At 43.2% G+C, this 24093-nt stretch carries 20 protein-coding genes; 13 read left to right on the forward strand and 7 right to left on the reverse strand.

The genetic code is table 11. The features are described from left to right. Nucleotides 1-27 precede the first annotated feature (27 nt). Together rarD and ACYQ4O_RS03135 are read left to right on the forward strand one after the other, a co-directional pair. On the forward strand, nucleotides 28-933 hold the full coding sequence (rarD, locus tag ACYQ4O_RS03130) for an EamA family transporter RarD (RefSeq protein WP_460174726.1): 906 nt from the start codon (nucleotides 28-30) through the stop codon (nucleotides 931-933). Nucleotides 934-979: 46 nt separating this feature from the next. Then, nucleotides 980-2287 carry a hypothetical protein gene (locus tag ACYQ4O_RS03135; protein WP_460174727.1) on the forward strand — a complete coding sequence of 436 codons (1308 nt, stop codon included), beginning with the start codon at nucleotides 980-982 and terminating at the stop codon, nucleotides 2285-2287. 6 nt (nucleotides 2288-2293) lie between these two features. Here the strand turns inward: ACYQ4O_RS03135 and ACYQ4O_RS03140 are convergent, their stop codons facing one another. The 4 genes from ACYQ4O_RS03140 to ACYQ4O_RS03155 form a co-directional block, all read right to left on the reverse strand. Continuing rightward, complete coding sequence (locus ACYQ4O_RS03140) at nucleotides 2294-3475, reverse strand: asparaginase (RefSeq protein WP_460174728.1); 1182 nt, start codon at nucleotides 3473-3475, stop codon at nucleotides 2294-2296. A 17-nt stretch (nucleotides 3476-3492) separates the two neighbouring features. Further along, complete coding sequence (locus ACYQ4O_RS03145; protein ID WP_460174729.1) at nucleotides 3493-4896, reverse strand: FAD-binding oxidoreductase; 1404 nt, start codon at nucleotides 4894-4896, stop codon at nucleotides 3493-3495. Nucleotides 4897-5264: 368 nt separating this feature from the next. Further along, complete coding sequence (locus ACYQ4O_RS03150) at nucleotides 5265-6461, reverse strand: diaminopropionate ammonia-lyase (RefSeq protein ID WP_460174730.1); 1197 nt, start codon at nucleotides 6459-6461, stop codon at nucleotides 5265-5267. Next, nucleotides 6462-7643 carry a YgeY family selenium metabolism-linked hydrolase gene (locus ACYQ4O_RS03155; RefSeq protein WP_460174731.1) on the reverse strand — a complete coding sequence of 394 codons (1182 nt, stop codon included), beginning with the start codon at nucleotides 7641-7643 and terminating at the stop codon, nucleotides 6462-6464. It lies immediately after the preceding gene. A 104-nt stretch (nucleotides 7644-7747) separates the two neighbouring features. Between ACYQ4O_RS03155 and ACYQ4O_RS03160 the strand changes: the two genes are divergently transcribed. Continuing rightward, nucleotides 7748-8647 carry an AraC family transcriptional regulator gene (locus ACYQ4O_RS03160; protein ID WP_460174732.1) on the forward strand — a complete coding sequence of 300 codons (900 nt, stop codon included), beginning with the start codon at nucleotides 7748-7750 and terminating at the stop codon, nucleotides 8645-8647. Nucleotides 8648-8803: 156 nt separating this feature from the next. Here the strand turns inward: ACYQ4O_RS03160 and ACYQ4O_RS03165 are convergent, their stop codons facing one another. Beyond that, nucleotides 8804-9574, reverse strand: coding sequence for an N-formylglutamate amidohydrolase (locus ACYQ4O_RS03165; RefSeq protein WP_460174733.1), 771 nt, complete (start codon nucleotides 9572-9574; stop codon nucleotides 8804-8806). 229 nt (nucleotides 9575-9803) lie between these two features. Here ACYQ4O_RS03165 and ACYQ4O_RS03170 point away from each other — a divergent pair, with 229 nt between their 5' ends. The 8 genes from ACYQ4O_RS03170 to ACYQ4O_RS03205 all read left to right on the forward strand — a co-directional run bounded on the left by ACYQ4O_RS03170 (nucleotide 9804) and on the right by ACYQ4O_RS03205 (nucleotide 18600). Beyond that, a complete protein-coding gene (locus ACYQ4O_RS03170) occupies nucleotides 9804-10796 on the forward strand; it encodes an efflux RND transporter periplasmic adaptor subunit (RefSeq protein WP_460174734.1) in 993 nt (330 codons plus the stop codon). A 4-nt stretch (nucleotides 10797-10800) separates the two neighbouring features. Continuing rightward, entirely contained in the window at nucleotides 10801-12561 is a 1761-nt protein-coding gene (locus ACYQ4O_RS03175) for an ATP-binding cassette domain-containing protein (RefSeq protein ID WP_460174735.1), read from the forward strand. After that, on the forward strand, nucleotides 12558-13685 hold the full coding sequence (locus ACYQ4O_RS03180) for an ABC transporter permease (RefSeq protein ID WP_460174736.1): 1128 nt from the start codon (nucleotides 12558-12560) through the stop codon (nucleotides 13683-13685). The genes ACYQ4O_RS03175 and ACYQ4O_RS03180 overlap by 4 nt, the downstream gene beginning before the upstream one ends. Further along, nucleotides 13685-14800, forward strand: coding sequence for an ABC transporter permease (locus ACYQ4O_RS03185; protein WP_460174737.1), 1116 nt, complete (start codon nucleotides 13685-13687; stop codon nucleotides 14798-14800). Before ACYQ4O_RS03180 ends, ACYQ4O_RS03185 begins: the two co-directional genes overlap by 1 nt. A 150-nt stretch (nucleotides 14801-14950) precedes the next feature. After that, a complete protein-coding gene (locus ACYQ4O_RS03190) occupies nucleotides 14951-16420 on the forward strand; it encodes a leucyl aminopeptidase (RefSeq protein WP_308513425.1) in 1470 nt (489 codons plus the stop codon). Nucleotides 16421-16423: 3 nt separating this feature from the next. Continuing rightward, nucleotides 16424-17461: a threonine aldolase family protein gene (locus ACYQ4O_RS03195; RefSeq protein WP_460174738.1), complete on the forward strand. Its 1038-nt coding sequence runs from the start codon at nucleotides 16424-16426 to the stop codon at nucleotides 17459-17461. 43 nt (nucleotides 17462-17504) lie between these two features. Continuing rightward, complete coding sequence (locus ACYQ4O_RS03200) at nucleotides 17505-17879, forward strand: CidA/LrgA family protein (protein WP_308513423.1); 375 nt, start codon at nucleotides 17505-17507, stop codon at nucleotides 17877-17879. Next, the gene (locus ACYQ4O_RS03205) at nucleotides 17872-18600 is read left to right on the forward strand and encodes an LrgB family protein (RefSeq protein WP_277036909.1); all 729 of its coding nucleotides are present in this window, start codon (nucleotides 17872-17874) and stop codon (nucleotides 18598-18600) included. The genes ACYQ4O_RS03200 and ACYQ4O_RS03205 overlap by 8 nt, the downstream gene beginning before the upstream one ends. Nucleotides 18601-18619: 19 nt before the next feature. On the opposite strand, the gene ACYQ4O_RS03210 is transcribed toward ACYQ4O_RS03205, so the two are convergent. Then, on the reverse strand, nucleotides 18620-19546 hold the full coding sequence (locus ACYQ4O_RS03210) for a LysR family transcriptional regulator (RefSeq protein ID WP_460174739.1): 927 nt from the start codon (nucleotides 19544-19546) through the stop codon (nucleotides 18620-18622). A gap of 101 nt (nucleotides 19547-19647) precedes the next feature. Between ACYQ4O_RS03210 and ACYQ4O_RS03215 the strand changes: the two genes are divergently transcribed. After that, nucleotides 19648-21813 (forward strand): flavocytochrome c, encoded by a 2166-nt coding sequence (locus ACYQ4O_RS03215; protein WP_460174740.1) that lies wholly within the window; start codon nucleotides 19648-19650, stop codon nucleotides 21811-21813. A gap of 182 nt (nucleotides 21814-21995) precedes the next feature. Here ACYQ4O_RS03215 and argG read toward each other — a convergent pair whose 3' ends face one another. Continuing rightward, nucleotides 21996-23339: an argininosuccinate synthase gene (argG, locus tag ACYQ4O_RS03220; RefSeq protein ID WP_066592485.1), complete on the reverse strand. Its 1344-nt coding sequence runs from the start codon at nucleotides 23337-23339 to the stop codon at nucleotides 21996-21998. A gap of 245 nt (nucleotides 23340-23584) precedes the next feature. Between argG and ACYQ4O_RS03225 the strand changes: the two genes are divergently transcribed. Continuing rightward, nucleotides 23585-24013 (forward strand): DNA polymerase III subunit chi, encoded by a 429-nt coding sequence (locus ACYQ4O_RS03225; protein WP_066592488.1) that lies wholly within the window; start codon nucleotides 23585-23587, stop codon nucleotides 24011-24013. The last annotated feature ends 80 nt before the right edge of the window (nucleotides 24014-24093 follow it).

Genomic DNA, 24093 nt, shown 5'->3' on the forward strand with positions numbered 1-24093 from the left:
AGGCTCGGCTAGCCGAGCCTTTTCGTTATGTCCGGAGAGAACAGAAAATTAGGACTTATCGGCGCGACCTCAGCCTATTTAGTATGGGGATTCCTTCCGATTTTTTGGAAAATGTTCGGCAAAGCAGGCGGTTGGGAAGTCGTTGCCCATCGCGTCGTTTGGTCTTTGCTTGTGATGCTCCTATTACTGGTGATTTTCAAAAAATTCCACAAGTTCAAAGAAACTTTCCATTATTTTGCTGAACAAAAACAATATGCGATTTGTCTAACACTCGCTGCTGCTTTTGCAGGAGTAAATTGGTGGATAAACATTTATGGCGTTAACAGCAACCAAGTCGTAGAACTTGGCATTGGCATGTTTCTGACTCCCTTAATTTCGGTATTTCTTGGAGTTCTTTTCTACAAAGAGAAACTTCCGCCGCTTAAGTGGGCCAGTATCCTCCTTGCCTTCTTGGGTTTGCTTATCATGGTCTTCCAGCTTGGAAGAATTCCCTGGATTGCAGTCGGAGTTTCTTCAACATGGGCAATTTACGGCGCTTTAAAGAAAAAAATTAAAGTAGATCCTTGGATCAGCAACACAATTGAATCCGGTCTGATGCTTCCATTGGCCTTGGTCTATATCTTTACTTTAAACCATGTCGGCACAAGCCACTTCTTCTCCGGAAATCCGGCTGAAGATCTCACCTGGGTTCTAGTTTCAACCGGCGTTATCACAACAATTCCGATGGTTGCTTTTTCTTATGCAGCCTTAAATCTGCCGTTGAACGTCCTCGGGTTCTGTATGTATATCAACCCGATACTTACTTTGTTAGTGGGAATATTTATTTTCAAAGAGCCTTTTAATACAGAACAGTTGCTCCCGCTTTCTTTTATTTGGAGTTCTATCATCCTATTCCTGTTTTCGGAATCTAGAGCTCTCGCTGCACGGCGGTAAAAAGAAATTACAATGACCTGAAGACAACAAAAATATGGAGAATAAATTGAGCTCTTCTTCGAAGAATTTTTTAACACCGGCAGCCGTTATTATTCTTTTAGGCATTGTCGGCTACACAGGTTTTATTTACTACCAAGGACAAAAAGTTGATGAAACTATTTCGAACATTAATAAAGTCCTTGGCACCGATGAAGTGACAGTCAGCGGAGAAATCACAAAGAAAACTTTTTTTGCAAGAGAACTCCAACTCAAGCTTTATTTAAAGGACATCTCCGAAACCGCTAAACCTCTCGCTGTCTCAGAAGGTGTTGTCAATCTTGGCTTTTCTCCGAAAGCCGTTCTTCATTTGACTAAGATTGACGAATTCGACAAAGACAATCTTGTTCTTAACTCGATGCACCCTACCTTAGCAGTTGACTTTAATTACCGCTTCACTCCAAAAACAGCTACTTTCACAACGCAACCGTTTTCTGCAAACATTGACGATGTCAATATTTCTGTTGACCGTACCGCAGGTAAAACCACTTTTTTAAGCAAGGTAGAGGGTTTTTCCTCAGAAAGCCTTTCCCAATTTCAGACCAAATTTGATATCGGGACAATTAAGCTTAAAAAGTTCAACACAAGAAACAGTGACGGCGGAGAATTGGTTATTGGAAGTCAGACCTTCCAGTCGTATTCAGACAAGAACTCTTTAACCCCGGTTAAGTTTTCTTATGACTTGGAAAAGGTTGACCTAAATCAGAAAGACTTAGGCGGAGATATTAAATTCGCTAATTTCTCTTTCAATACCGAAGTTTCAAAAGAAAAGACCAACTTCATCCAAAACTTCAAGGTTGGTTTAGATGACTTAAACTACAAGTCCATCATTCCTGTAAATATTCCAAAGGCAGACATTAAATTAAAAATGGATTGGAACGCATCTGCCTCTCCCTACTCGGCTCTTTTCTATGACCAGTACGGTGATGACTTCTGCACTGCTAACCCTGTTGCTTGTCAAGAAAATCTTCCTTATTTAGGAAATCTAGGAGCCTCTTCTGAACAGTTGCTAACTGCTATCACCACCGGAAAAATCGGCTTAGAAGTCCTTCCTTCTTATGTTGACGCTAAAAATATCAAAATTGCCTTTAACGGCAACTTTAGATTTACAAAAGACTCTAATAAGATTGGAGAACTTTCTTTCAAAGTTTCTCCGGCAGAAGGAAAATCCGTTGCTCCTTATGTCGGCTTCCTACCCAAAGGTACTTATAAGATGGAAGGAAAAGATGCTGTCTCCAACATCCTTCTCACCCATGATAACGATAATCTATTGCTCTCAATTAACGGCCAAAATATCTACTCTGTACCTATGAATTAAGAGGTGTTAAGCCTTAATAGAGAACAGACGTTCGCTGAGTACGGGATCCAAACATTCCTGTAAGTACGCTCTGAAAAGCTCGGGATCTTCACGGCGAAGTTCCTGAGCTTTTGGTTGTGAAAGGATATACAACAGGAGCAAACGCACTTTAGCCGAGGTTGACTCTCCGCCCATGACTGCACCAAGCTGAATAGAGTCCTTCACACTGCCAGGTGTCCCATAAGAATCCAAAATTCTTCCTGCCGGTGTCCGGCTAGTAATAACTACTTCAATTCCGGAATCTATCGCTTTTTTAACAGACGGCATCATTTCCGGTGGGAGGTTCCCTCTTCCGAAGCCTTCAATGACTAAACCGTCTATATTTTGAGACGTAAAATAATCGACAAGTTCGCCTTTATCTCCTGTCACAGCTTTAACTATGCCAACCTTTGCCGTCAATTTTTCGGGTGTCGGAAAGTTAAATCCCATGTCTAAATCCAAAGCACCTGCTCTGAAATAGACCAGATCGTCATCCACATAACCGACAGGTCCCCAAGAAGGAGATTTGAATGCGGCAATATTATCCGAATGAACTTTTTGTACTCTGGACGCTGCATGAATCTCGTTATTCATACAGACGACCACTCTCGGGATATCTTCCTTCACGTCATGGCAAGCGACCTTAACGCTAGCCAATAAATTTGCCGGACCGTCTGCTCCTACCGCATCTGCTCCCCGCATTGAACCGGTGAGAACTATCGGTTTGAAATATTCATTCTGGAATTCATCGGATAAAGAGATGCTAAGAAAATAAGCAGTCTCCTCTAAAGTGTCGGTCCCGTGAGTAATCACCACACCCGAGACATCCGGGCGTTTAAGAATTTCCTGAACTTGCTTTGAAATTTCAAGCATCATCTCCGGCGTCACAGCTGTGGACTGAACACAGGAGAAATTGATAACTTCAATATTGCACAAGTCATCCAAGCCAGGGACTTTTTTGCAGAGTTCTTCACCCGAAGCAGCCGGAACAAGATAGCCCTCGCCGTCTTTTTTGGTAGCAATGGTGCCCCCCACAGCAAAGATGACTACAGTTTTATCTTCCATGACATCCAAATAACCGTCATCTAGGACTTCTTCAGTGATATCAACTTCCGGCTCGATTTGCTGCGAAATAGTTTCCTTTTCTGTTCCGGTGCCTAACTTTGTCATTTCCGTACCTTCGGCTGTCAGATTAATTTACCTGGATTCATTATGCCCTCCGGATCGATGGCATTTTTTATCTTCTTCATTATTTCCAGTTCGATGGGATCCTTAAACTCATCGTTATGATGTTTTTTGAGCATCCCGATACCATGCTCGGCTGATATTGAGCCGTTATATTCCATCACTGTGGTATATAAATTCCTTCTGATTTCTTCTTCGAATCTGTAAGTCAGTGTCGGATCCTCCGGGCTGACAAAGTTGTAGTGAAGATTTCCATCTCCAAGATGTCCGAAAATAGAATCTTCAATCCAAGGGAACTCTTCCTTTAATCTTTTCAAAGAAACTTCTAGAAATTCCGGGATGCTGGCAATCGGAAGGCTGATATCGCTGTGGATGCTGCCTCCCTCCGTTCTGTCCGCCAGAGGAATAGATTCTCTGACATGCCAGAATTTATGGCTGTCTTTCAAAGAGTTAGCAATAATTGCATCTGTTATTTCTTCTGCTTCAAACGCTTGCTCAAGAATGCTTTCTAAGACAGACTCTTCCTTTTTTTCAAATAAAGACAATTCGAGCAATACTTTCCAAGGAGACGACGAGAGTTCCGGAACTTCAACATCAGGAAGATTTTTCTTGACTCGGCCGATTGGTTTTTCACTAATTAATTCGAAGGCTGTAAGCAAAGAACCGGCAGAATTTTTAACACGATTCAAAAGAGCAACCGCTTTCGCCGGAGATTCAACGCAAACTAAAGAGGTTTCTTTTTCTTTGGGTATCGGGAATAACTTCAGAACAACTTTTGTAATTACACCTAAGGTTCCTTCTGAGCCCATGAATAAATTCTTTAAGTCATAGCCGGTATTGTCTTTCCTCAAAGAACGGAGGCCATTCCAAATACGACCATCAGGTAAAACTACTTCAATTCCAAGCACCAACTCTCTTGTGGTGCCGTATCTCAAAACCGCAACCCCGCCAGCATTACATGCTAAGCAGCCTCCGATAGTAGCATTGCCCTCTGCAGCAAAGGAAAGCGGGAAAAACTTACCGTTGTCTTCCGCACATTTGTGAACATCTGCGAGAGTCATTCCCGCTTCAACAACCATGGAGTCTCCTTTAGTATCAACGGAGACTAAATTTTTCATTCTGGTTAGCGAGATAAGAACTTCTGAATCTGGAGTAGAGGTAGACGCTGATCCTGTCAAATTCGTATTGCCGCCTTGAACAACGACCCCCAAACGATTTTCAGCACAAAGTTTAATAATTTGGCTGATTTGTTCCGTAGAGTTAGGCCTAAGAATAACCAGGGGCTGGGATTTGTAGTGGTCTGTGAAGTCATCGGTGTACGGACCGTATAGCGAGGGATCCGTTAGGACGTGATTTACTCCAACAATCTCTATGAATCTGTCTTTTAAATCGTTTGGAAGAGGCATTTTCGCACCCGTATGAAGATCTTGAAATTTTAGCTTTTCAAGTTTCTTAAATACGAAGGAAAAAGATTTTCTTTCAGTGCACTCTCCTCCTTCTTCAAACTACTCGGAACAAATCAAAGGTATTTTTTATGAATTCAGAGTTTCAGAAAATCTTAGAGGCCGTCCTTTCCTAAGCTCATTTCTCTATTTACTCCATCTCCTCAAATTTGGTTTTAAAAATAAAAATAAACTCAGATTGAGGTGAGCTTTGAAAGCTTCTAATAAACACGAAATTAGAATTCGAACCATGGGCGCGCGGCCAACTTCGACACCGCTTATGTATGTCCGGGCTTTCATGCCTTTTAAGGACCGCCGCCCACTCTTCACTTTTAGATCTCGGAAGGAAATTTTCCTTCCCAAACAATTTCTAAGAAGCTCTTTCTATCGGTCACTCCTTCAGTTAAAAAACACAAGATCTTTGAAGATTCATTCAACTGTAATTTGCTCTTAATTTCAGAGAGTTTCGGATCCGCCAGAAGTGCAATAACTGCGCCTATCGGAGCCGCCCCGCTCTCGCCAGCCAGAATTCTTGGATCATCCTCCAAAGGACTTGAAAGGACTCGGACACCTGTTGCTGCCACCGACTCCTGAATTCTTAGATAAGCCGATGCGCAAGCTCTGAGCTCTTTCCAACCGAGGGTACAAGGTTTTCCGCAAGCCAGTCCAGCCATGATAGTTTTTAAATCACCTTCCACGACTTTCAACTCACCGTCATCGGCTGCGGCTGTTTTATAGATACAATCCGCGGAAAACGGCTCCACAACTACGATTTCTGGAGCCCTATCCCCGTAAGCTGACTTTAGGAAACTAGCTACTGCTCCTGCCATCGAGCCCACACCTGCTTGGAGGAAAACATGAGTTGGAACTTCCTCTCCCAGCTGTTCCTGAGCTTCTTTGGCCATTGTCAAATAGCCCTGCATAATGTAGGTTGGAATTTCTTCGTAACCGTCCCAAGAAGTATCTTGAACGAGCGTCCAACCATTCTTTTCTGCCATGTCAGCTGCCATAGCGACGGTAGCATCATAATTGACGTCGGTTATCCAAGCCTCGGCCCCCAGCTTTTGGATATTCTCCAAACGTTCTGAGGAACTTCCTTTGGGCATAAGAACAACACATTTCGCTCCGAGTTTTTTTGCACTCCAAGCAATTCCCCTGCCATGATTTCCATCCGTTGCTGTGATGAATGTCATTTTGGCAATTGATTGGGCAACCTCGGGTGTTTGAAGATCCTTAAAAGAGTGTTTGTTGGAATCCAATCCTAGTAATTCACAAATTACTTTGAAAAGGCAGAAACTTCCTCCAAGAACCTTAAAAGCATTCAGACCAAATCTAGAGGATTCGTCTTTAATCCAAAAGTTCTCGACACCAAGTTTCTTTGATAAAGCTTTTAGATCGGATAATTTTGTTGGCTCATATCCCGGAACATTCTTATGAAACTCTAAAGAACCGAGAGCCGCAGCCGTTCCGAAATCTTCCGAGCAGTTTCCTTCAGGAGGAAGGACAAGACATTCGATAGTAGAAGACATTTATTTTTGCTTTTCCTCAGGCAGGTTTTTGATTAAATTAGTATAGAACTCACAGGCCTGAACTACTTGGTTCGGATCACATCTTTCATCACGCATGTGGGCCAATTTATATTCACCCGGACCAAAACCGATTGTTTTGACTCCAAGAGAGACCGGCACGACTGCGTTTGTTCCGAAATCCCAAAAATCAAATTTCTTTGGTTCATGCCCAAAAGTTTTTTCATAGGCTTCAATACTTGCCGTAGTGAGAGGATCTTCCATCGAAATTTTCCATGGATTGTGAATGGGCTTATACACCAACTTTTCTCCAGTCCATGAATTCATTACCAAAGTTCCAGGTTCCCACTTGGCATTCTTACCCTTTACCAATTCATCCAATTCCTTCTTTACGTCGTCTACTGTTTCTCCTAATCGAAGTCGACGATCGAGATAAATTTCGCATTGATCGGGAACCGCATTCAAAGAAACTGCAACTGAGCTTATCTGGGATAAGACAATCGTACCTTTCCCCGGGGTTGATTGAAGTGTCTTGTTGAGATTTTCAACTCGTTGAATAATTTCTGCCATTTCATAAACAGCATTCACTCCCTTCTCAGGAGCTGAACCATGGGCAGAGATTCCGAAAGTTTTTATTCTTGCCTGAACTTTTCCGGTGTGTCCTAAGGTGATGACATTATCGGAGGGTTCACAGATTACACAATAATCCGGAACCAATTTGTGATCGGCATAGAAGTTTTCAAGGCAAACACCATCGCAATATTCTTCACAAACAGATCCTGTCACGTAAACAGTCTTGCCTTCTAACCAGCCCTGTTCCTTGGCATTTGCAGCTGCAAAAATAGATGCAGTCAGACCGCCCTTCATATCGACTGAACCGCGGCCATAAATCATTCCGTCAACTTCTTTTGCCTCGAACGGAGGAGCAGTCCATTCTTCCGCATCACTTACTGCAACTGTATCCATGTGAGAATCGAAATGGATAACCACGGGGCCATTGCCTACTCTTCCAACCACGTTACCGACTCGATCAATATGAACTTCATCGAAGCCCAAATCCAACATGACGGTTTGAAGAAATTTAGCTAACTTCTCTTCTTCATTTGAGTAACTTCTTGTCTGGATTGCTTTTTTATAAGTTTCCAGAAGCTGTTCCTGCCGTTTTTGAGTAAGTGTTCCTTTCATGGGATTCTCCTTGTCAATTAAATCCTAGGGAAAATTTTAGAAAGGCAAATAAATTGAAATAGAACTTTTCTCCGATAAAATATAAAAATATTGAGGTAGATAAGATGCAAGTTACTCAGATCCCAATCGATTGTAATTTACAAGAAACTACCCATCACGTAACCGAAGGTATACCCTTAGCAATCTACCGAACTTATCTAGAAAGAAATGTCCTCGGTTACGTCGGATGGCACTGGCATAACGAACTGCAATACTGTCTGGTTACCGGCGGAGAAATTGATTTTAGGGTTGAGGATAATTATCTTCGTCTGAAAACCGGCGAAGGATTTTTCGTGAACTCCAGGGTCCTACACATGGCTAGGCCAACTATTCCCCATACTTCCAACTCTTATATCTGTCTAAACTTTTCACCAAAAATTTTAGTTTCTTCGGTTGGAACCGAGCTCTCTCAGCGCTTGATCTATCCTTTTATCTCTCCCTCAGCCACAAAATACTTCTCAATAAAAACCGACAGATGTTCGTCCAGTCCATTGCTAAAAAACATCGAAGCAATAGAAGAAATTCAAAAGGAAAAGAAGATTGGAAATGAAATCAAATTGATTTCTCTGGTTCTAGAGATATGGCATCAAACCCTTCCCTTCTTAAAAACTTCTTCTAAAAATGACAGGAACGATAGAGCTTTTGCAGTCAGCCAACAGATAATCACATTTCTTGAAGCTAACATCACCGAACCTATTTCTCTGAAAGAAATATCCCTCGCAGTAAACCTTAGTCGGGAAGAGTGCTGTCGGTTATTTAAAGAAGCCCTCGGCATCACAATTTCGTCTTACATCCTGGAAAAAAGAATGGATTTAGCCGCTCAAATGCTTCTTTCTTCAAATAGAACTATTGAGGGAGTTGGAAGAAGCTGTGGTTTTAATTCGACCAGTTACTTTATTAAAAATTTCAAAAATACTTTTGGACAAACTCCTCTTTCTTTCCTTAAACAATATCGCGGACGGTGATTCCTCTCCGTCCTTTCGGACGGAGTTTTTTGGCGAATGAACTAATTATCAAACGTGTCCTTCTTCAAGGTATTTCTCTGCTCCATTTCTCAATTTAGAAAGATGTTCAATAAAAGCTTTTCGATTAACAAGAGAATGAGGTTCACCGCCCTTTCGTTAAAAAGATTCACTTATAGCCGTCGACAGGCACTTTTGAAGTCTTTTAGAGACCAGTACAAAAGTCGTGAGAAGTTCTCCATTTCTTTCATCCTCGTACAAATCACGTCTCGTCTCAATCATCACAGAACGCACTCTTCTATCTTTCTTGTAATGTTCGATTGGCACTAATGCTCCGGAAAAAGGCGAGTTAAAGCCGGTATCGAAACTGCGGGAGAACTCAGAAAAAAACGCTTTCTGAATTTCCAGCGTGGTGTGGAACGGATCTGTTCCAATACATATTTCGGGCCTCTCTCCTGAATTTTCTTCATAAGGAAGAGCTCTTGAGGCAAAGCTATGTAAATCAACCACAAAGGCTTTTCCATAGTTTTCGAGTGCCAGATTCACCTTTCTAGATAATTGAAAATGGTGAGGCCAATACCAGTTATTAAGAAGAGCTCTGCGTTCCGACCTGCTTAGGAATTTTCTCAAACGTCCTAAACTATGAGTAGCAGTGTAAATGACCCCCATACCTCTTTGAGCCATTACTTCATCTTTGTCCTCGGAAAAGCGCTCAACATCTACTACTAATCGGCAAACAGGCGACGACACTATCTGAGCAAAGGGTATTCCATTGCTGTACAAGACCAATGTCCATAGATCACACATGCACAACAACTCCTTGTTAAGCTGTTCATCATTAAGATAAATACTTTGGCGAACTTGAGGAGGAATGTAAGAGGAGTCATGCGGCACGTGAAAAACAACCCAAGGAGGAATGGCAGCTTTCATTTAAATTCTCCGGTAGTCTGTGCTTAGATTCTAGGTCCCAGCAATTACTGGCGAATTAAGTTTTCCGTCAAGATTTGGCCAAATGAAAAAATTTTTTCTCTTCCGTTTCTTTGCAAGAGATTAGGCAGTTTATTCACACAGTTGAGAATTCCAAATTCTGAGATAAATAGCACTCGCTTATATTCTCCGTTTCGTCTATCCTTTTTCATATATAGAAAAAGAGGATGTTATGTCGACAAAACTCAAAATTTTTGCCGTCCTTGGTCTCGCGGCAGCTCTGGGGGCCGGAGGATATTGGTACTACGAAAACTATCAACAATCGGGAGAATTAAAGTTATATGGAAATGTCGATATACGCCAAGTGGAATTAGCCTTTCTTTGGCCGGAAAGAGTTAAAGAAGTACTTGTTGAAGAAGGAGATGTTGTTAAAAAGAATCAAGTTCTGGCAACTCAAGACACTGATACCCTGCTCCTGCAGATTCAACAAGCGAAAGCAGCAGTCAATGCCAGCTACCAAACTTATTTAATTCAAAAAAATGGTTCTCGTCCGGAAGAAATTGCTCAGGCGAAGGCTAATGTCGATGCTGCCCAATCTAAACTAGCCCTTTCTCAAAAAGATTTGGAAAGAGTCAAAGAAATTTTTCGTGCAACCAAGGGTCAGGGCATCAGCCAGCAAAACTTAGACCAAGCAGAAGCACAGCTTAATGTTGATAAAAACCAATTAATTGCAGCTCAGAAAGCTTATGAACTTGTAAAGATTGGACCGCGTAAAGAAGCCATTCAACAAGCTTACGAACAATGGAAGGCTTCCCAAGCTGAATTAAGCTTACTGGAATTAAAACTTCAGCAAAGTGAATTGACGGCCCCGTTAGATGCGGTAATCAGAAACCGATATTTGCAGCCAGGAGATATGGCAGCTTCCTCTAAGCCGGTTTTTTCTCTGGCTATCTACTCCCCTAAGTGGGTGCGAGCCTACGTCAATGAAACGGATTTAGGAAAAATTAAGCCCGGACAAGAGGCTTTTGTCACCATTGACTCCTTCCCCGATAAAAAAATACCGGGCCAAGTAGGTTTTATTTCTTCTGTTGCTGAATTCACTCCTAAGACGGTTCAGACACCGGATTTAAGAACAAATCTCGTCTATGAAGTCAGAGTCAACGTAGATGATAAGGATAATGTCCTCCGCTTAGGCATGCCCGCAACCGTTTCCTTCCAAAGGTAGTCAATTGGAAGAAGTTGTCTTACATGCCCAAAAACTCTGCAAAGATTTTCCTCCGGAAGTAAAAGGAGGAGAACCGGCGCACGCACTCATTGATTTTGACTTAACTGTCAGAAAAGGAGAAATGGTCGCGTTAATCGGACCTGATGGTGCAGGTAAAACCACCTTCTTCCGTTTAGTAGAAAAACTTCTAAATCCAACCTCAGGACAAATTTTGCTTTTCGGCAAAGATCTAAAAGATCAGTCTGATGAAATTAAAGACAAAATTGCCTACATGCCCCAGAAATTTGGTCTTTACGAAGATTTAACCATTATTGAAAATCTGAATTTATTTGCAGACCTGAAAGGAATCCCTAAGAACGAAAGAAAAGCTGTGTATGACGAGCTTCTTCAGATGACGGCTCTTGCTCCTTTTATAAACCGTCCCGCAGGAAAGCTCTCCGGGGGCATGAAACAGAAACTCGGAATTGCTTGTTCTCTTGTAAGTAAGCCGGAGCTTCTAATACTGGATGAACCGACCGCAGGCGTTGACCCTTTGTCAAGAAAAGAGCTTTGGGACGTTTTAAGCAAAGTCGCGAAAGTCAGGAACACGAGTGTATTAATCAGCACAGGCTACATGGACGAAGCTGCACATTGTGATCGAATTTACATTTTGAACGAAGGAAAAGTTCTAAGCACAGGAACTCTCTCGGAGTTGACTTCTCCTTATCAAAACCAGGTTTTCTATCTGCCTTGTGCAGAAAAAGATACAAGGAAGCTTCTTGAAAAAGTCGCTGACTCACCTGACGTTATTGATGCCATCCCGCGCGGAAACGGCGTTAAAGCCGTCTTCAAAAAAGAGCTGACAAAGCAAGATATTAAAGAGAAATTCAACATTCTAGACGTCAGACCTCTCGCGCCCGTGCTGGAAGACGCTTTTATTGCTACTCTTAAAAAGGCCAATGAGCACACCGCAGGCCATGAAAGTTTCGGCACAATTGATTTAAAAGATTTAACTGTCGTTAAACCGGATCCTTCCGAAATACTTATTTCCGTTGAAGATTTGGTCAAAAAATTCGGAAATTTCACTGCAGTGGACCAAACTTCTTTCCAGGTGTCCCGAGGCGAAATATTCGGATTGCTCGGCCCTAATGGAGCAGGAAAAACAACCACTTTCAAAATGCTTTGCGGATTAATTCCTGCCACAAGCGGAAAAATCAGTGTTGCCGGCTATAACCTTCGCACCGCCCGAGCAGAAGCCCGTAAAAATATCGGTTATGTGGCTCAATTCTTTTCGCTTTATCCGACTTTTACGGTAAAAGAAAACCTGACATTTTTCGGAGGAGCCTACGGCCTGGACGGAGCCTTTCTGGATTCTCGTGTAAATGAAATGGCCGAGCAGTTTGAACTTTCTTCTATGATGAACGTAGATTCGAACAAACTCAATGAAGGATTTAAGAAAAGACTCTCAATGGCTGCGGCCTTAATTCATGACCCTGAAATTCTTTTCTTGGATGAACCTACCAGCAGTATCGACCCTTTGGCAAGACGAGCCTTTTGGAAAACCATCAATAAATTAGCAGATATTGGAAAAACCATCATCATTACAACCCACTTTATGGAAGAAGCGGAATATTGCACAAAGATGGCAATTCAAGCTGCAGGAAGAATGCTCGCGCTTGGCTCTCCGGCCGAAATTAAGAAAATAGCGGGCCTAAACAATACCGATTCTATGGATGAAGCTTTCCTTAGAATCGTAGAGAACGATAGAAAAGGAAGTAAATCATGAACTTTACTTCCTTAAAGAACTCGTGGAGACGAACTGCCTCTCTAACAGTTAAAGAAACACGGCAGTTAATGCGGGATAAAAGCTCCATCGCCATGGGACTTCTGCTTCCCCTGCTCCTCATTTTTATTTTCGGCTACGGCATTTCGTTGGATTTAACCGATACAAAAATCGCTGTATTCAATCAATCTCCCGGAAAAGTTACTAACGCTATCGTTGAAGGATTCAGAGGCTCGCCTTACATCACGCCATTTCCCGTGACATCGATGAAAGAAGCTGAAAAGCTCTTTGATGATGGGAAAGTGCGAGGGATTGTGGTCTTTCCTCAGAACTTCCAGGCCGACTTAATGAATCAAAAGGCAAAAATTCAAATTATTGTCTATGGAGTTGACACCACCTCGGCTAACAGCCTTCAAAATTATGTACAGCAATCGGTTTTAATTTCCCTAAATAAACTCGGGATGCAAAATAGTACTCCGATAGTAATGGAACAAAGACTTTGGTATAACGCTGCCAACTCTTCCACTTGGTATTTTGTGCCGGGGATTATTGCTATTGTTCTGACACTGGTCGGAACCTTCTTGACTGCTTTGGTCATTGCCCGTGAATGGGAAAGAGGCACGATGGAAATGCTTTTCTCAACTCCTGTTACCACAACAGAAATCCTTCTTTCAAAGATCATTCCTTATTTTCTATTGGGACTCGGGGGTTTCATAATTACTTTGGAAGCGGCTTTATTGGTGTTCAACGTTCCAATGGAAGGCTCTTTCTTTGTGATTTTAGTGTCTTCCATTCTTTACCTCTTAACCTCTCTGGGTATAGGCCTGTTGATCTCAGGCGGATTAAAAGCTCAGTTTCTGGCCTGTCAAATCGCTTTGCTGGTAAGTTTTTTGCCTTCAGTACTTTTAAGCGGCTTCGTCTTTGACTTAAGAAATGTTCCGGACTTTATCGCTGTGGTTGCTTATGCCCTGCCTCCGACATATTTTATTGAACTGCTCCGAGGAGCATTCCTTTCAGGAGATAACTGGACAGTGATTTGGAAAGACTGGGCTATTCTGTTTCTTTACCTCACTGTTTTCTTTTACTTAACCAATAAAACCCTTAAGAAAACTCTGGAGAAAAAATAATGATTACAAAGTTTCTTCACTGGTTAAGATGGCAGCGTTTCCTCCTTTGGAAAGAAACTTCCGTTCTTCTCAAGGAAAGAAAGTCGAGATTTATTCTTATCGTTCCTTTGTTTGTTCAGGTCTTTCTATTTGCCTACGCTGCAACATTTGATTTGAAGTATGTTCCTTTTGTTCTGATTGACGAATCCAATAGCAAATACTCTCGAGAGATCGTCGCAAAAATAGAAGCGAGCCATATCTTTACTCTTTATGCCAAAGAAAATAATCCTGCAGAACTTAAAGAGTTAATTTCCCCTCGAAAAGCCATGATGGCGATCCATTTTCAAAGTGACTTCGCCTCTCAAATAGCACAGGGCACTCCGGCCAAAATACAAGTAATTTTGGACGGAAGGAACTCTACAACAGCTTCTCTTGCCGCCGCAGAGCTAAGTCAAATCATCAGCTCATATGCCAAAGAGAATCTTCAAATTAAACCCGCCCTGGAATTTGAAAACAGAGCCTGGTACAACCCCAATCTTTTAACACGCTGGAACTTTGTCACAGCACTGTGCGGAACTCTGAGTTTTATTCAAGTCCTAATGCTTTCCGGTCTTTCCGTTGCTCGAGAACGAGAACAAGGAAACTTTGACCAGCTTTTGGTGACTCCCTACTCTCCCGCTCAGATCCTTCTTGCCAAAGCAACTCCGCCAATTATCATCGGTTTACTGCAAGCTATATTGGTATGCATTATCGCCGTCTTATGGTTCAACATCCCGTTCAGAGGAAATTTTTTCCTCATGTTCTTAGGCTTGTTATGCTTCACGGCAAGTTCCGTTGGAATTGGGCTAGCTATCTCCTCCATGTCGAAGAATATGCAGCAAGCCATCGTGTTCTGCTTCGTATTTATTATTCCCATGGTGATCCTGTCCGGCTTAGTCTCGCCGGTCGAAAACATGCCTCCTTTCTTCCAATACATCACCTATCTGAATCCGCTGAGGTATGCTCTGGAAGTCGTGCATTCCGTATACCTTGCTGACGCCGGAATAGCACATATTAAAAATGAAATTATTCCGATGCTGATTATCGCCGGCATCACTATGCCTTTGGCGGCTTGGGCTTTCCGCAGACAGCTTTAGACAAAGGATTTTCGAAAAGAAGATTGCATCTGCTGCAAGCCGCATACTAAATCAAGCATCAAAAGGCTCAGGTCGTTGTTGGATAAACGTTTTAACGAAGTTGGCTGACTATAATTCCTTGACAACAAAAAAGTAAACACGAGGATAAAGATGAAATTAACACTCGCTGCAGGAAAACTCCTTAATCAGAAAACAGACGCTCTTATCGTCGGTATTTATCGAGGAAAATTAACGAAATCTGCCGAAGCTGTGGACAAAGCTTCTAAGAATGCGCTTTCTTCCTTAATTAAAGAAGGTGACGCAACCGGTTGTCTTGGAACCGTTGGCATCTTTCCGAACTTTCCCGGAATTGCGGCTAAAAGACTTGTCGTTGTAGGTCTCGGCAAAGAAGAAGATGGTGTCTTAAATTTCCAGAAGGCTCTCTCTTCTGCTCTCAAAGCTGTTTACTTTGTTAAAACAGCTGTTATCTCCTGCACTGACTGGTTTGATCTTTCTCCTGAATGGATTGCTGAGCAAGTTTCTTGTACTGCTATTGATGTTTTAGAGAAGTCCGTAGACTACAAGTCTAACCCTGACCGTCCGGCATGGAAGCAGCCGAAATCCGTTTCTTTATTCGTAGAAGAGAAGACTCCTGAATTAACAACAGCCTTTGCTGAGGGTGCTGTTATCGGAAAAGGCATCAAGCTGGCCAAAGAACTGGGAGACGCTCCGGCCAATCTTTGCACGCCTAAATATATGGCTGAACAGTGCATGAAACTGGGTTCTTCCTTGAAGTTTGACGTCACCGTTTTCGAAGAAAAAGCTCTTAATAAATTGAAGATGGGCTGCTTCTTAGGTGTGGCCGCCGGATCCAAACAGCCGGCTTACATGATCGTCATGGAATACAACGGCGGACAAAAGAAAGAATCGCCTGTTGCTTTAGTAGGCAAAGGATTGACGTTCGATGCGGGCGGCATCTCTTTGAAACCGGCAAAAGGCATGGACGAAATGAAGTATGACATGTCTGGTGCTGCTTCTATTGTGGCAGCAATGGCTACTGCCGCTTCTCTTAAGCTTCCTATTAATATTGTCGGAGTAATCGGATGTACTGAAAACCTTCCGAGCGGCTCAGCCGTTAAACCGGGAGACATCCTCTGCAGCTATTCAGGCAAGACCGTTGAAGTGCTCAATACCGATGCCGAAGGCCGCTTAGTCCTTTGCGACCTTCTCTCCTACACTATCGACAAATTTAAACCGATTTTAGTTGTGGACGCCGCTACCTTGACCGGCGCCTGCGTTGTTGCCTTGGGTCACGAATATACCGGTCTCTTCTCCAATAACGAAGAGCTGGCGTTAGAGCTTCTCCAAGCCGGAGAAAACTCTTTAGATAAGTGCTGGAGACTTCCTTTAGGCCGTGCTTACACTAAAGCATTAAAGAGCCGCTTCGCAGATTTGGCAAACATCGGTGCTCCAGGTGCAGGTGCTTGTACCGCAGCCGCGTTCCTTCAGGAATTTGTCGGTAAAACTCCATGGGCGCACTTAGATATCGCCGGAACAGCTTGGAGCAGCGGAGAAGAAAAAGGATCCACCGGCCGCCCGGTTCCTCTTTTAATCAGTTTTCTTAAAGACCTCACCCACTAAAAAATGATTAGATTTGAATGTGATTACGCTGAAGGCTGTCATCCAAAAATTTTGGAGGCCCTTCAGAAGACCAATTTCGAACAGACTTGCGGATATGGTTTAGACCCTCATTCCAAGAATGCTGAAGAATTGATAAAGAGAGCCTGCGAAAACGAAGACGCCAGAGTTTATTTAGTCTCCGGAGGTACGCAGGCCAATAAAGTAGTCATCGCTCAGGTTCTGAGGCCTCATCAGGGTGTTGTATCCGTTGAAGGCGGACATATCGCCCATCATGAAGCGGGAGCCATTGAATCTTCCGGACATAAAGTCGTTACGCTTAAGCCTGAAAACGGTAAATTAAAAGCTGAAACCCTTAGAGCTTATCTAGCCGATTATTGGGCTGATGACACTCATGAGCATATTGTTCAGCCGGGAATGGTCTATATCTCCTCTCCTACCGAACTTGGAACTGTTTACACAAAGGCCGAATTATCCGCTCTTCATGATGTCTGCCGTGAATACAACATCCCGCTGTATCTTGACGGTGCTCGCCTCGGCTACGGTTTTGCCAGTAAAGAAAATGACTTGACATTAGCTGATTTAGGCCGTGTCACGGATATTTTCTATATCGGAGGCACTAAGGTCGGCGCTCTCTTCGGAGAGGCTATTGTCTTTAACGGCGATAAAGGACTCGATCGAGACTTCCGCAGCCTCATTAAGCAAAATGGCGCCATGTTGGCAAAAGGCCGAATCTTAGGAATTCAGTTCGAAGAGCTGTTCAAGGATAATCTTTACTTTGACATTTCCCGTAAAGCAGTCGAACAAGCGGAAAGAATCAAAAAAGCTTTCCTTTCTAAAGGATATAAGCTTTGGATCGATTCTCCTACAAATCAGCAATTTCCCATCCTTCCTAAGGATGCCATCAACAAGCTTAAAGAGAAGTTCGCATTTCTCATCTGGCCCGATACAGGCGAGCCGGAACTGATTACCCGTTTCTGCACAAGTTGGGCAACGAAAGATGAAGATGTCGATAAGCTCATCGACGAAATAAATAAACTTTAATCTTCCAGGCGCATTAAGCGCCTTTAATTTTCACTCATTCAAAATGATCGTAGGTCTAACCTTACTTTTAGTATTCCAAATTATCGGAAACGTATTGGAACTCATGTTCCATCTGCCCATCCCGGGAGCGGTGGTCGGAATGTTTCTTTTACTGCTCTGTCTAATTTCTATTGATAGTCTGGCGGAGTATGTGAGACCAATTGCACTGGTATTAATTTCTTATTTAGCCGTCCTCTTTGTTCCGGCCGGTGTGGGCATTGTGCTGCACGTTGAAAGAATCAAAACAGAATGGTTGGCCATCACTGCTTCTTTGGTTATCAGCACGGCATTAGCCATCATCACCAGCAGCTTGGTCATTAAGTATTCGACTATCTGGCTCAACAAAAGAAAGACACAAAAGGAGTTGACACATGACTGATTATCATGAAATATGGACCTTCCTGTCTACCTCCTCCCTTTTTTGGCTGGCCGTGACTCTAGCTGCTTATGCAATAGCTCAAAGATTCTATAAGTTCACGAATTGGAATTCTTTAGCCAACCCGGTCGCCGTCGCAATTTTGATAGTGATTCTGCTTATTACGGCTACAGGCACCTCATATAAAACATATTTTGACGGCGCGCAGTTCATCCACTTTTTACTTGGCCCAACTACCGTTGCCCTTGCAGTTCCGCTTTATGACTTAAGAGTTCAATTAGCCAAAAATTGGCTTCCTATTGTGCTTGGACTATTCAGCGGCTCTATTGTGGCCATTGTTTCAGCGGTTCTTATCGCCGGCGCTCTAGGGGCGAGTCCGGAAACGATGATTAGTTTGGCACCGAAGAGTGTAACTACTCCAATCGCAATGACGGTTGCTGAAAAAATGGGCGGTATGCCTGCTCTTGCCGCATCCTTTGTTGTTTTAACGGGCGTACTGGGAGGTGTAATCGCGGGCCCTATCTTTAAACTTTTGAAAGTGGATTCTGCTCCGGCCCGAGGCTTTTCTTTAGGTCTTGCGTCTCACGGAATCGGAACCTCTCGAGCATTCCAAATCAGTGAAGAAGCCGGCACTTATGCAAGCTTGGCAATCGGATTAACAGGCTTGGTAACGGCGCTTATTGCACCGGTTCTTCTACCTGTACTTCTAATGCCATTTGAGTAAATCCAACAAGATTCGTTTCTTAATCCGTCCCAGACATTGTTCGAATGCCTGGGATTTTTCTTAAGTGCGCCTCCTCCCTTTCCTGAAGTCTCTTTCTCAGCCGTTGAGACACATCTTCTCGTGTCATTCGTACTAAAGTCAGAGCCGGTGAATTAACTATTGGGATCGCTTTCAGATTTTTGGAGATTAAGTCACACGCCGGCGTCGCAACAATAGCAAAAGTATGCTGAGACTCGACGAATGCTACTTGATTGTAAAAATTGCGGATATCCGTTCTCGAAACAATATTGAAATGATATTGGGCCGAGAGCTGTTTCATAAAACTAAACAGTTGGGGAGAAACATCTGAAGGAAGACAAATGCAGTCGAGTTTGCTAAGTTGCTCCAAATGAATACTGTCGAATTCCGCCAAAATATGATTCTTCGGAACAACTACCTTATTTTCTATTTTCGCAATAGGAACGGCGGCAATACCTGCTCTTTCAAAAGGCTCTGCGTAGGCGTAACCCACATCTATTTTGAAATCCTGCAGCTGTGAAACTAAATCGATACTCTCTATTTCAATGAAATCATAGCGTTTTTTAGAGTCCGCAATTTTTAGCTCGTTAAGCATCGGTGCGATAAAAAGCTGTAAAAGCCAAGCAAAAGATCCGAAGGTAACTTTTTTTTCCATGCCGTCCAAATTTGCTTGGACTTGATCAAAGAAAAGCTCCGTTTTAGTCAAAAACTTCTCTACAACAGGAAAAATTGCACGGCCTTCCTTAGTCAGAACAGCCTTTTTATTGGACCGTTCAAACAACCTAACACCAAGAGAATCCTCAAGCTTTTTAATGTGCATGGACAACGGCGGCTGACACATGGAGGCAACACTAGCCGCTTTTGTAAAACTTCCTTCTTTTACAACCAGATAGAAGAGCCAATATGACTGAAGCAATCTTAAGTTCATACGAAAAAAGTATCACAGACATCTAATAATAGTATTTTATAGTTTGCGAGCTAACAATTAGAATTTTTCTGTATGCCTATTTGGCAACCTTGGAGAAACTAATGAGATTAACGAAAACTTTTTTGGCAGTATCTGCTGCCTTTTGCTCAACTATTGTCCTTGCCTACACTCCAGGCACATACACTGCATCAGTAGCCGGCCAGAACGGACCTGTAGCAGTTGAAGTTCAGACTTCGGCCGACAAGATTTTGTCAGTAAAAGTCACCGATCAAAAAGAAACTCAAAATATCGGAACTCATGCCGTAGAACAGCTTCCGGCGAAAATCGTCGAAGCCCAATCTGCTGATGTTCCCGCAGTATCAGGTGCTTCCGTTACATCAAAAGCAATTAAAACAGCCGTCCAGGAATGCTTAGATAAAGCCTCCGGAAAGAAGACCGTAGCTTCTCCTCTTAAAGACGGCACCTATGAAGCCAAAGCTTACGGCAACAACGGTTGGCTGAATGTCAAGGTCGTAATTAAAGACCATAAGATTTCAGAAATCCAAACACCGGGCCAGAGAGAAACAAAATTCTTAGGCGATACCGCTATTCGTGAAATCGGTAAAGATATCATCGATTATCAAACACTTAACGTTGACAACATCGCAGGTGCCACCGTTACTTCAACTGCATTGAAGACAGCAGTTGGGGAAGCCATCGAAAAAGCCGGCGGCAACATTGCTAACTTCCAAAAACCAGTACCGCAAAAGATCAAAAAAATTGACGGAGTACAAAAACAAGAAGTTGACCTGGTTGTCGTAGGTGCAGGCGGTGCAGGCTTATCTGCCGCTGTAACCGCTAAAGATCTCGGAGCAAAGAACGTTTTAATCGTTGAAAAAATGCCTGTCGTCGGCGGTAATACATTAAGATGTGCATCCGCCTTCAATGCCGCTGATCCGGAAAGACAAAAAGCTCTTCCGATGACAGAAACTTTGAAAGATGCTGTCGTCAAAGCCATTAATGAAAAACCGGCGAATGAAGAACACAAAAAGCTCATGGCTGATGTTAAAGCCAAGTATGAAGCTTATCTCAAGAGCGGTTCCAAGACTCTATTTGACTGTCCGGAATGGCATGCCTTACAGACCTACAACGGAGGTGACAAAGTCGGCCACATTCCTCTGATCCGCACTTATGCAAACAATGTCTTAGACACATTGCACTGGATGCAGTCCAAAGGCTCTCCGGTAATGGATAGAGTAAGCCAAGGCGCAGGTGCCTTGTGGCAAAGAACCCACCAGTTGGATGCCCCTGCCGGTCTCGGCTTAGTTGATCCGCTGTATCAAGACGCTGTTAAACAAGGCGTAAACTTTAAACTCGGCACTCGCGTCACTGACCTTGTATTGGATAAGGGCGGCAAGGTAATCGGTATCACAGCAGAAGATAAAGTCGGCAACAAATACCAGATTCTTTCTAAGAACGGCGTCATTCTTGCAACCGGCGGTTACAGCCAAAACAAAGAAATGCGTCAGAAATCTGCACCTCACCTTACTCCCGATATGGTTTCAACTAACCAACCGGGCGCTACCGGCGACGGCATCACCATCGCCACAAGACATGGAGCAGATACCACAGGCATGAACTATGTTCAGGTTTACCCGTTAGCCACACCGGGCACAGGTACTCTTCAGGGCCGTGCAAGAAAGATGTCCGGCTTGGATGATGTTATTGATGTCAATAAGAACGGCGAAAGATTCGTTAAAGAAGATGCCCGCCGTGACGAATTCGTTGCAGCCATCAAGAAACAACCGGGTGCTGTATGCTATGACATCAACGACTCTTCCATCGTAAAACCGTTAAACAGCTTCAATGAAGATGTTGAAACCTTGGTTCAGATCGGCAGAATCTATAAAGCAGACACACTGGCCGACTTAGCAAAACAGCTTGGTATGCCGGCCGACAAGCTCGAAGCTACCGTTGCTGAATTCAATAAGATGGTCGAAGCTAAGAATGATCCGAAGTTCGGAAGAAAACTCTTTGATCGTCAGATTGTAAAAGCTCCTTTCTATGCAACTCCGCGTGCTCCGTCAATCCACCACACAATGGGCGGATTGGAAATTACTCCGAAAGCACAGGTTGTTGATAAAAACGGCAAGGTTATCCCGGGTCTTTATGCAGCCGGTGAAGTTACAGGCGGTATCCATGGCTCTAACAGACTCGGCGGAAACGCTACAGCAGACGTTTTGACCTTCGGACGTATTGCTGCAAAGAGTGCTTTAGGCAAAAACTAATCGTTCTGTTTTACAGTAACAACTGATTTTCTTAAGAAAGAAAATCAAAAACAATTAAGCCTCTCATTTCATTTTGATTTGGGAGGCTTAATAATTGCAACAAAAAAGCCCAAGATTTCTTGAGCCTTAATGTTTTATCGAATGTCTCCTGCAAAAACAGGAGACATTCTGAATTGAAGTTCTTACTTAACTTCCTCTTCCTTTTCGATACCTTTGAGCATCGGCATGGAGGAAGATCCGCCGATAAGGCCGACCTTGCTGTAGATACCAAGCTTGTCACGCGTATCAACAATGTCGAGGTTTCTCATTGTCAGCTGACCGATACGGTCTTCCGCTGTAAACATGGAGTCGCCCTTTTCCATTGTCAGACGTTCTGGCTGGTATGTGAGGTTCGGAGAACGTGTATCAAGGATGCTGTAATCATTACCGCGGCGAAGCTCAATCTTAACCTCACCGGTAATAGCCTTAGCAACCCACTTCATGCTGGATTCTCTGAGCATGATAGCCTGCGGATCAAACCATCTGCCTTGGTAAAGGAGACGGCCTAAACGCATACCGTTAATTCTGTACTGTTCAATAGTATCTTCGTTATGAATACCGGTAACCAGTCTTTCATAAGCAATATGAAGAAGTGCCATTCCCGGGGCTTCGTAAATACCGCGGCTCTTAGCTTCGATAATACGGTTTTCGATCTGGTCGCTCATACCTAAACCGTGACGTCCGCCGATCTTGTTGAGTTCCATCATGAGCTCAACTTTGTCTTTGTATTCTTTGCCGTTAATGGCAACAGGCATACCTTCTTTGAAACTCAGAGTAACGACTTCGGGCTTAATTTCAACTTCCGGTTTCCAGAAAGCGACGCCCATAATCGGTTCAACAATCTTGATGGAGCTGTCCAAATGTTCCAAATCCTTAGCTTCATGTGTGGCGCCAAGCATGTTGGAGTCAGTGGAGTATGCCTTTTCTTTGCTCATCTTGTAGCCGAAGCCGTTGTCGATAAGGAACTGGCTCATTTCAGCACGGCCGCCCAATTCTTGAATGAATTTAACGTCGAGCCATGGTTTGTAAATTCTCAGTTCAGGATTGGCTAAAAGGCCATAGCGGTAGAAACGTTCAATATCGTTTCCTTTGTATGTGGAACCGTCGCCCCAGATATTAACGCCGTCTTCCTTCATGGCGTTTACAAGCATCGTGCCTGTAACAGCACGGCCGAGCGGTGTTGTATTGAAGTAAGTAACGCCGGCGGTATGAATATGGAAAGCATTACATTGAATCGCAGCAATACCTTCTGCAACTAACTGATCACGGCAGTCAATCAAACGGGCGATTGATGCGCCGAATTCCATAGCTCTCTTTGGAATGTCATCGTAATCTTTTTCATCCGGCTGACCCAGATTAGCTGTGTAAGCACAAGGAAGTGCTCCTTTCTTCTTCATCCAGAGCAAAGCAGAACTAGTATCTAAACCGCCGGAGAAGGCAATACCTACCTTTTCTCCTACGGGAAGGGATTTCAAAATGGTTTCCATTTCTTTAAGACTCAAAAAGTGTTGTTAATCTATCCTTCATTTCTTTTTGCAATGGGGAAAATCAGTATGACTCGCGCAAAAAGACCTAACGAGAAATTATGACCGAAATATAGAGGAGTAGCCTAAATTCAGATAAGATTTGTAAGAGATTAACTAAGTAGAAACACTAAACCGCTCCTAGCATAAGTGCAGGATCATTTTTTAGAGAGAAAGCATTCTTCTCTGACTTTGTTATTATCTAACCTATGTCTGAATTAGCTATCCATACAAACGTTGTCAACCGGGAAAGATATGCCTGTCTTGTGCTTAAAAAAGCGCAGAGACTCGGCATGAAAGCCGCTGTGTTTTTTGACAATGAAAACGATATGGATCAATTGGATAATCTCCTCTGGACATTTGAACCGTCGAGTTTTATTCCCCACGCGATAGCCCGTACAGCCGGTGCAACCGGGAACGCATATCTTCTCTCCGATAATCCTGAACATATCGGCAGCGGCGATCTTTTGGTTCTTCTTACGCACAATGTGCCGCCTGCTATTCATGACTTAATGCAGAGATTTCCAAAAGTGATAGATATCGTTCCGAAAGAAGATCCGGGACTAACTGAGGGAAGAAGACGTTTCGTTGCATATAAGAGAAACGGCATTACGCCGGTAGTTCATAACAGACAGTAGGAATTTCTCAGCTGACTTTCTCTCTTTCATATAGTGAACGTGAGAAAATATCGCATCTCTTGATTTAAAGAATTTTATTG

The sequence above is a fragment of the Turicimonas sp. TL08 genome (assembly GCF_054660695.1).